The sequence below is a fragment of the Thermosediminibacter litoriperuensis genome, assembly GCF_008124715.1.
GTDB lineage: Bacteria > Bacillota > Thermosediminibacteria > Thermosediminibacterales > Thermosediminibacteraceae > Thermosediminibacter > Thermosediminibacter litoriperuensis.
This window is the reverse complement of the sequence record NZ_VNHO01000049.1, coordinates 1-7,720: the sequence shown is the minus strand read 5'-3', so window position 1 is coordinate 7,720 and position 7,720 is coordinate 1. Positions and strand designations below refer to the sequence as shown.

Below are 7,720 nucleotides of genomic sequence, written 5' to 3'. Positions count from 1 at the left end.
CTGATTTGCGACGAATGGGGCTATGTTCCTTTAGACCGTGAAGGGGCGCAGCTACTGTTTCAGGTAATTTCGGACTGCTATGAACGTCGCAGTGTAGTAATTACCACTAACCTGGAATTCAGCCGCTGGGCGAGCATTTTCTACGATGAGCAGATGACAGCAGCTATGATTGACCGACTAATACACCACAGTTACCTATTGATCTTTGATGGTCAAAGCTACCGGATGAGGCAATCGCTTATGCGGCAATTAAGTTAACATAAAAATTCCCCACCGGTGCCTGGGGAAAAACCTTTGCAAAAATGGGGAATTTCCTCTTGCAAAAAACAGTCGAAAAATCCCATTTTGCATATTATGTTTCTTGACTCAAACATTTCTTTATCATACTTGTATTTTGAAGACTTTAAGAGTAAATTTACATATCCCCTCTTAGATATATCAAAACGATGATTATTTAAGCAAATTATGCTTTTAAATTCATCAAGATACATCCTATCATCACAAACAGGGCATTTAAATATATCAATATTTTCTTTTATATTAATTTTTCCTGTGGTAAGGTACACCTTGTCATCTTTTTCGAAATGCTTTTTATTGTTTTTGGACATGAAATACACCTCATTCATTCGTATTAATAAGAAATGAAAAAGGCACAGCACAAATAAACCCACCCTGTTTTACTGGTTGGGATTTACGTTTGTTCTGTACCTTTCATTATCTTAAACGAATAAATGTGATGCCCATATTTATCCCCCAAAATATACTTTAGTTATTAAAAAATTATACCATAAAAAAGATTACAGCAAATATAGTTCCCAAAATTAACTTTAAAACACTTATTTACCAAGCAATATCTTTGTTTCAGAAAAAAGTTCCTTATTTTCATAGAGCAAAGTTTATTATTATGGAGTGGAGTTTATTTTGTATATACATTAGTATATTAACTATAGTGCATTCCAAAAAAAAGTAAATATCAAAATACACCCCCATGCATTATTTGTATAATTTTTTACAATAAGCATACCGTAAATTATAATAAATACAGCGAGTCCTTCCATCAGAGTATAAAAACTAACACCGACAATCCCATGAATAAGTAAACATACAATACCACAAGATATCGCACCCCAGTTTATCCACATATTTTTTGAGGGGTAGCGCTTATTTATTCTATCACTAATTACTACATAATTTAATCCTTCGAAAAATCCCCAAACAATTGCAACAATAGATATCCCAATTATCTTATATGGAAAACCAATTTCAAACCATTCTTTTGCTATTGTTACTTTTTGAAATGGTAGATAACTTGTAAACAAACTTGTCGCTATACCAAAAATAATATAAGGAATAAGTGTTAGTATTGAAAACAAAATAGTTTTAAATAGATTTGTTTTTGTAAGACCAAATCTAATAAATCCCTCTTTTCTATATAATGTAACAACTGTAATTCCCAAACCAGCCACTCCCCATTGAAAAAAAGCAATAAAGAGAGTACGTAACAATAAAGGCACTTTTGTATTTTTACTAAAAGATATAATTTGAGAATCAAAAAACATATAAATAATTAATGCTATTAAAGTAATGGAAATAATTATATTTAAATCTATATCTGCCTTTTTTTGTTCAATTGATAATTCAGATTTATTCATACAATCCCCCTTTTTATATCTAACTCATCAAGTTCTGATATTTCATTAAAATCAGTTTTTACAACATTACAATCGTCCATATTCATTTCCCGCATAAATAAAATAATATACATTAACTCAACCACACATCATGTTCAGAATGTATGGTTGTATTATTTCAATTCGTCAGGAATTTCGGTTACTGTATCTGCTTTATATAAAGTATAAACTGACATTATTACATCGTAATATTCTATAATCCATTCATCGGATGAAAAACCTTTTACCTCAAACACTTTATGCTTTTTGTCACCATCAACTATTCCTATTTGCTTACCTCTAAGCGAATCTTTTGGCAACGCACTATAAAAAGAATAAATTATACTACTCCGCTGCAACTTTGAGCCGCTATTAAGTTCTTGAAAATTTTCATACTCCTTAGCAGTACAAGAAGAAAAAAAAGTCATCAACGAAATGATAACCAACAACAAAGATAATTTCTTCATAACGAGTCCCTCCTTCCCATTATATAAATAACCTTTACTTCGCAATATTCCATCAAATGTGTACCATATACCTTTATTTTACACCATAACCTATAAGAACATCTACTTTTCTATCTCCTCATTTCCCTTGTATTTTATATACTCTATTCTCATTCTTGTATCAAGAAATATGGGTAAAACCTTTAATACACTCTAAATGTCCTCAGTTTAATTAGTTACACAATTATAATTCCAGTTCTCGTAACGTACCCTAAATGCTCTCGGCAACGTGAAGAATTAATTTTGGAATAACGTTATTTCTAAAGAGCCAACTTTATTATTTTAGAACCAACTTTATTATCACAGAGTCAACTTTATTATTTCTATAACATCCCCCTTATTCCCTATCCCTAAAAATCCTTACCCCTAACTATGTATATTTAAAATAAACTCCACTCCACCCACACCCCTCAAACCCTTGATTTTCCTATGTCCTAATTTCTACCAGATAATAAAGTCTGCTCTAAAATCCCATATTTTTATCCCATTTATTAACATCTTTCCCTTAATCCTTGTAATAATTTTTAAAATAAAGTCGGTTCTAAATAGGAACATGTTGCAAGGAAAAAGGGATAAGTGTTAATTTAAAAAAAACCCTTTCCATTTCCCTCCCCTCCAACCCGCATAAAATCTACCTGGGATTTTATGGGAGGTAATAAAGTTTTTCCGTAAATCAGAATTATTTTTCCTATAATTTTCCAAATACTGATCTAATTTGAGTGAAATAAGTTGTTCCGAATGGGTAGGATCACGGTTCAAGGAAAAAAGGGATAAGTGGCTTAAACCTCGATTTTTCGAGGCTTTGCACTTATCCCTTTCTTTGTTCTTCATAGACTTGAACCTTAATCCTTTTTCCTTATTCCTCCCCAAACAGAACCACTTTTTTCACATGGGTGGGAGGAATAAATGAAAAATACATGGTTTGGAAATATGTGGTAAGGGGTGAGGGATAAGTGTAGATGATACTAAGATACAACAATAATATTCTAACTAAATAATTTTTTAAAATTTTAATATATAATCCTAAAACCTAACCTACTTAATTCTCTCTTTTGTTCTTCATCCAGCTTTGGTATAGCAATACATAGAAAATCTTTTGCCCTACTAAAAGCAACGTAATAAATACGGCAATCATCTTCCTCAGAATTTATATCAGGATTCAATATGTGTTTTATATCTTCATTATTTTCCATGTAAACTAAAACTGATTGGTATTCTGTACCTTTTGCCTTATGGATTGTCCTTATATCACTATTTTTTTCGTCTTCTAACTTTAAACTGTTAATTAAATCTTTAATAGTTAAAGATTCAGATAAAGTTTTGAAATTGCCTTTAGCACCCAGCTTTTTAAGCGATAGCCCTAATCTACTAAGTAAATCATCATTAAGCTCGTTATAGAATTCATATAATTTTTTATTTATATTATTCGTTCGATTATTTAACAGATATTCTAATATTGAAACTGCTATACTCCTATTAACAAAATTACTTTTTACAACTGACTTTGTAAAAGGTTCCTCAAGATTCCCCTCAGAATCAGTCCTAAGCATTTTTAATATTTCCTTAATTGCCATTTCATATTTTGAATGATATGCAAACTCTTGAGCGGTAAGAATTCGCTTCAAAAATCTTTCCCTTCGGTAATCAGCCTCATGAATTTTATCCCATATTTCGCAATCACAGATTTTATAACCATTCTTTAATTTTATTACAGACTCGTTTTTACGTGTAAGAACACAGTAATCGTCATTAAGGTTCAAACGTAGTCTTTCGTTATTGAATAATTTTAGAACTTTACCTATATCATCACTTTCAATAAAAGAAATACTGACACCTTCATATTTTCTAAAGCATTCTTGCTTTAAATTGTCATTCTTTCTAATATAATTCAAAAAATCGATTATTTTTTTACTGCTTCTTCTATTACTTTCAATTTTATAATTTCTCTGTCCAGGTAAAGAAAAATCTATAAAATCTTTTCTTGAGGCTCCTTGAAACTTATAAATTGACTGTGCAGGATCTCCTATAACCCCTATCAATGCTCCTGACTCTGCAAGCCTTTTTATAATCCTGGTTTGGATTGGATTAGTGTCTTGAAATTCGTCGAGAAAAATATAAGGGTATTTAGCAACAATAAATTCCTTAATTATTGGATACTGATTGATAATTTGGTATGAAAAATAAAGTACATCCTCATGGTGTAAAATCCCCTCATCCCAATGTAATTTTTTATAAGAATAAAAAGACTCTTTTGGAACATAATATTTTCCTATTCGTCTATTATAACTATTTCTTACCTGTAGTTTTAAATCACTGCCTTCAAAAAACCAATCTAAATCTGACAAACAATCTTTTATTTTGCTATCATCTGTCAAATACCAAAGATTATTTAATTCTTTCCAGCGATATATTTTGCCTTTAGTTGGTACATTTTCTTCATGTCCATCCAGTCTTGTGAAATTGATAACATTTTTGCCATTCTTGTCTTTCAAAAGATAAGCATATGGTTTTACAATGTTTTTATATAAAAAGCTATGAATAGTAGAAACTTCTACTTTATCTTCATTTAAATTTAATCTTTCCTGTATTTCTTCTGCCGCAACATTCGTATAAGTAATACAAGCAATCTTAGAAGTCGGTTTTATCCTTTTTGAATTTTTTAATACATATTTTATGTAATTAACCAGCCAATAGGTTTTACCTGCACCAGGACCTGCAATTATTTTAAAGTGATTATCTAAACTATCAATTACTTGGTCGGAAGTAATTATTTCAAAATTATCATCAGACATTTTAGTCTTCCTCCGCTTCATCTACATAACATACCCACTTAAATGCCCTCTTTATATAATCTGGTATCTTAAATGATTCTTTGGTCGGTGCCTTTAAATTTTCTTTCAGCTTATATGCTAAATCAAATGCAACCTCGCCTTTTTTATCTTTTACATAAAGATAATAAGAAGCTGCTTTTTGAGATTTTCGTTTATCTTCTTCTGACCAATTGCATAAACTCGGCCAATTAATTTCACTATTAGGTACCGAATCGTATATTAACGGAGATTCGGCGTTTTCAAAAGCTATATCATACTCTAAGGTTTTCCCTTTTCCAGATTCATTGTAAAATACTTTTACATTATCACAGTGTAGAGTAGCAGATAGAAGGTTACATACAACGCTAGATATTTTTCTATACTTATATAGCTGTGGTTCAAGGTCTATTTCAAATGGCCAACAGCTCTCCCATTTAGATTTTTGTCCTCTTTTTTTTCGAGCAGGATCAGTATCCACAATGCAGGCAACTCTCTTATGCAATGCAAATTTTTTTCTTTCTTCTTCTACTCCCGCACCAAATATTTTTATGAAATGCTTAAAGGTAGAACCATCAACTCGGACTATGGAAACATGGTTTTTATCAAAATTTAAATTCATATATTCTGCCAAAACAGGAAGAAGTATTTGTTCAGCGATACCTTCCCCAAAAAGAACTGATTTTGCAAATAACATTGTTGACTTTGTTGCATCAAGGTATCTTTCAACATATTTTTTTGACTTTTGATCTTCTTCCGAATCGGAAAATACTTTTCCTGGATATGCAGGAAATATTTCATCCTGCTCATTTCTATTCATACAGATTATAGGGTCTAATCCTACAGCAGCAGTTATATGGGTTGAATGAGTAGTAATAAATATTTGCCTACTTATGCCTTGATTATCTATCTGTTCTTTTAAATATCTTAAAAAGTTATATTGTAATGCTGGATGTAAATGTGCTTCTGGCTCTTCTATCAACAGTATTGGAAATATTTTTGCATTTTCTCCAAAGTCACTTGATGTTATCATTTCAAACTTTGACAATAGAAGAGATATATAAATCAAATTGTTATAGCCCATGCCATTATTAACTACTGGTACTTCAATTCCTGTTTTATTCCTTATCATTAGTTTAAGCGCTGATAACACATCGCCTTCCTCTAATTTCCCTGCCCAAACTGGAATGCCTCCTACAGCAGCCCCTGTTTTTTCAGCCAGTTCTAAAATATTGCTATTATCAAGACGATTTATCATGTTTTCAACTAACTTATCTGCGTGTTTTTTGAATTCTTTTTGTACTTTATTTAGTTCTTCTTTCCCCTGCTCACTTTTATCTTTTTTAAACTTATAGTCTTTAATATAATTTAATACTTGTTTAAGCAAAGTATTTTTCCCAGTAAACATCTTACTTTCAACATCTCTTAAAGCATCTAACATCTCACAATGAAATTTACTCAGATATTCACTTTCTACCCTATTTTTGCTTTCAATATTTCCCCCATAAATTCTCGAAACATATTTAGGTAAATATTTTTCTAAAATAGCCCAACTTTCTTTAACTTTTTCGTCGCTTGTTGGGGAAATCTTATTAATTTCCTCCTCATATTCTTTTATATTGGTTTCGGGTAAAAAATATTTGTAAGTTAACGTTGCTTCCCATGGAGTTTCTAATTTGGTTAGCCAACTTGCTACAAGAGCTTTGTCTTCAATCTTATCATTTTTTGAAGATCTTAAAGTAAGTGTTATAGTAATCTCAGGAGGAATAGGACCAATTTCTATTGTTTTATTAAAATCATCTATAGTAGGAGCATTTGTATTATAATGATTAAAAACATATTGCAACGCCTTCATTATTGCAGTTTTGCCTGTGTTGTTTTCACCAATAATTACGTTTAATCCTTCATTAAACTCTATCTCTACATCTCTGAAACACCTGTAATTCTTTATTCTCAACTTTGATATATACATAATTAGTTTAACACCTCCATTTTTAGACGACTTCTACTTAACTCCAATTAATCGCTATTTGTACCAATTTTGCATCTTCGTTACCGTTAAGAAAAGAACAGGTAGATAAATCTGTCAAACAGCCCTTCATATCTTTCAGTATCAAAGCGTAAGGTACTTGAATAGCAGCTTACTCTATTAACATATTTTCAGAGAATATGCTCTTCTTACTTGCTTTGTTATAAACCCTTTGTTACAGTTTTCACTAATACCACAAAATAAAATTTTCCTGTAACAGCCAGGATTACACTCGTTAAAATTTTTATTCTCTAATAATTTTAAATATATAATTCTCCATATCTTGGCAAAATTCCTTCCTTTTCCCCACTTTTCTCAATACTTTCCACAGTTTTGAATTTCTCCCTGTCTTTTTAACTCCTGAACTGCCTACTTTATCCCTCTTAACTGAAAGTCCCTCTTGCTTTCCTTTACCGAATCAAGATATTGCTTGGTAAGGGGCATCTTTTCCAAATGTTTCTCGAGAAATCCCCTCATACCTAATTTGTTGCCGATTAGGTTTATAGTGATCCTTTCAGGCTTTTCATTAGAGTTCAGCATTGCCTCGACTATCACTACAATTTTCCAAACACAGCTCTAATTGTGTAAAAAATTATTTCCAAAGTGATAGGAGGGTCAAGGATAAAAGGAAAAAGGATAAGTATGTTAATCCTGTTTTTCGAGGCTTCGCATGTTTTTTGCAAGAGGAAATTCCCCATTTTTGCAAAG

General features: G+C 31.2%; 7 protein-coding genes. 1 reads left to right on the top strand and 6 read right to left on the bottom strand.

Translation table 11 applies throughout. From position 1 onward, the window contains the following. A partial coding sequence (locus LZ11_RS11930; RefSeq protein WP_170240355.1) for an ATP-binding protein occupies positions 1-258 on the top strand: 258 nt, incomplete at its 5' end. On the opposite strand, the gene LZ11_RS11925 is transcribed toward LZ11_RS11930, so the two are convergent. The 6 genes from LZ11_RS11925 to LZ11_RS13080 form a co-directional block, all read right to left on the bottom strand. Continuing rightward, positions 255-608 (bottom strand): putative RNA methyltransferase, encoded by a 354-nt coding sequence (locus tag LZ11_RS11925; protein ID WP_148868086.1) that lies wholly within the window; start codon positions 606-608, stop codon positions 255-257. The genes LZ11_RS11930 and LZ11_RS11925 overlap by 4 nt on opposite strands. 336 nt (positions 609-944) lie before the next feature. Next, positions 945-1,652, bottom strand: a complete 708-nt coding sequence (locus tag LZ11_RS11920) for a hypothetical protein (protein ID WP_148868085.1) — start codon at positions 1,650-1,652, stop codon at positions 945-947. Between the two features lie 152 nt (positions 1,653-1,804). Further along, entirely contained in the window at positions 1,805-2,137 is a 333-nt protein-coding gene (locus LZ11_RS11915; RefSeq protein ID WP_148868084.1) for a hypothetical protein, read from the bottom strand. A gap of 1,049 nt (positions 2,138-3,186) precedes the next feature. Next, positions 3,187-4,968, bottom strand: a complete 1,782-nt coding sequence (locus LZ11_RS11910) for a UvrD-helicase domain-containing protein (protein WP_148868083.1) — start codon at positions 4,966-4,968, stop codon at positions 3,187-3,189. Position 4,969: 1 nt separating this feature from the next. After that, positions 4,970-6,955, bottom strand: coding sequence for an ATP-dependent nuclease (locus tag LZ11_RS11905; protein ID WP_148868082.1), 1,986 nt, complete (start codon positions 6,953-6,955; stop codon positions 4,970-4,972). Positions 6,956-7,381: 426 nt separating this feature from the next. Next, positions 7,382-7,552: a TnsD family Tn7-like transposition protein gene (locus tag LZ11_RS13080; RefSeq protein ID WP_342782620.1), complete on the bottom strand. Its 171-nt coding sequence runs from the start codon at positions 7,550-7,552 to the stop codon at positions 7,382-7,384. Positions 7,553-7,720: the final 168 nt, after the last annotated feature.

Coding starts and splice junctions, on each gene's coding strand:
- LZ11_RS11920 (WP_148868085.1), bottom strand. CDS start 1,652: ATGAATAAATCTGAATTATCAATTGAACAAAAAAAGGCAGATATAGAT.
- LZ11_RS11915 (WP_148868084.1), bottom strand. CDS start 2,137: ATGAAGAAATTATCTTTGTTGTTGGTTATCATTTCGTTGATGACTTTT.
- LZ11_RS11925 (WP_148868086.1), bottom strand. CDS start 608: ATGTCCAAAAACAATAAAAAGCATTTCGAAAAAGATGACAAGGTGTAC.
- LZ11_RS11910 (WP_148868083.1), bottom strand. CDS start 4,968: ATGTCTGATGATAATTTTGAAATAATTACTTCCGACCAAGTAATTGAT.
- LZ11_RS11905 (WP_148868082.1), bottom strand. CDS start 6,955: ATGTATATATCAAAGTTGAGAATAAAGAATTACAGGTGTTTCAGAGAT.
- LZ11_RS13080 (WP_342782620.1), bottom strand. CDS start 7,552: ATGCTGAACTCTAATGAAAAGCCTGAAAGGATCACTATAAACCTAATC.